The 1,658-nt window shown below is 69.7% G+C and carries 1 protein-coding gene; it reads left to right on the top strand.

Translation table 11 applies throughout. From position 1 onward, the window contains the following. On the top strand, positions 1 to 1,658 hold a 1,658-nt coding region (locus KBX08_RS33155), incomplete at both ends, for an HAD-IC family P-type ATPase (protein WP_210787697.1).

Genomic DNA, 1,658 nt, shown 5'->3' with positions numbered 1-1,658 from the left:
GGTCAAATCGACGCCGGTCGAGGTCGACGAGGCTGCCGCCCTCGGAGACCGGGTGAACACCGTCTACATGAACACGGCGGTCACCCGGGGTCGCGGCGAGGTGCTGGTCACCGCGACGGGCATGCGGACCGAAATGGGTCGCATCGCAGACATGCTGCACGGCGCGCAGGCCGGGCAGAGCCCGTTACAACGTCAGATCGACGCGTTGAGCCGCACACTCGCGATCATCGCCGCGGTCGTCATCGCCGTCGTGTTCATCCTCGGGCTGGTACGCGGGCAACAGTTCAGCGCCCTGTTCGTCACCGCAGTCTCGCTCGCTGTCGCGGCCATCCCTGAAGGACTGCCCGCAGTGGTCGCGTTCACGCTGGCCATGGGCACCGGCCGGCTGGCCCGGCGGGGCGCCATCGTGAAGCGGCTGGCGTCGGTGGAAACGCTGGGCAGCACCACGCAGATCTGCACCGACAAGACGGGCACACTGACGCTCAACCAGATGACCGCCCGGGAGATGCTGCTCGCCGGCCGCCGCTTCACAGCATCCGGCCAGGGCTACGCGACCGACGGACGGATCCGCACGACCGACGGGTCACCGCTGCCGGACACGCTCAACCACGCGCTGCTCGCCATGGCGTTATGCAGCGACGCGGTGCTGCGCGACGGCGACGTGGTCGGCGACCCCACCGAAGGCGCCCTGGTGGTCCTCGCGGAAAAGGGCGGCATCGACGTCGCGGCACTACGCGCGGAACGTCCCCGGGTCCTGGAGATCCCGTTCGACTCCGACTACAAGTTCATGGCCACCTTCCACCACTGGACCGACGACCAGGACGAGGAGGTGGTGCGCTGCTTCGTCAAGGGCGCCCCGGACGTGCTATCCGCCCGCGCCGACCGCTATCTGGGCGAGTCCGCCATCGTGGCATTCGACGCCGCCGCACAGGCCAGATACGAGCGGGTCAACGGGGAACTGGCCGCGCAGGGCATGCGGGTGATGGCCATCGGCGTGGAGGACTTCCCGGCCGCGGGATTCGACCCCGTGGAAGACCCGAAGGACATGCTCGACCGGGTGGTGCTCGTCGCCCTCGTCGGTATCGTCGATCCGCCGCGTCCCGAGGCGCGCCAGGCCATCGCCGAGTGCCGCAGCGCCGGCATCCGGGTGCGGATGATCACCGGCGACCACGCCGTCACGGCCGCGGCCATCGCCGGGGAACTCGGCATCCCCGGGCAGGCGGTGACCGGGGCCGACCTAGACGCGATCGACGACGACGTCCTCCTCGCCCGCCGGCTGGACGACATCGGGGTGATCGCACGGGTCTCACCCAGCCACAAGATGCGGATCGTGCGGGTGTTGCAGGACCGCGGCGACGTGGTCGCGATGACCGGCGACGGCGTCAACGACGCCCCCGCGCTGCGCAAGGCCGACATCGGTGTCGCGATGGGATTGACCGGCACGGAGGTAACCAAGGAAGCCGCGACGATGGTCCTCACCGACGACAACTTCGCCACCATCGTCGCCGCGGTCCGCGAGGGCCGCGGCGTGTATGCGAACATCGTCAGCTTCACCCGCTTCCAGGTCTCCACGGCGCTGGGTTTCGTCGCGAGGGTCCTGTTCGCGGCGCTGACCGGCATCGCCGGGGGTGCCCCGTTCACCGCGCTGCAGATCGTGT

This window comes from Micromonospora sp. H61 (assembly GCF_018070325.1).
GTDB lineage: Bacteria > Actinomycetota > Actinomycetes > Mycobacteriales > Micromonosporaceae > Micromonospora > Micromonospora salmantinae.
This window is presented reverse-complemented; position numbering and strand designations above follow the sequence as displayed.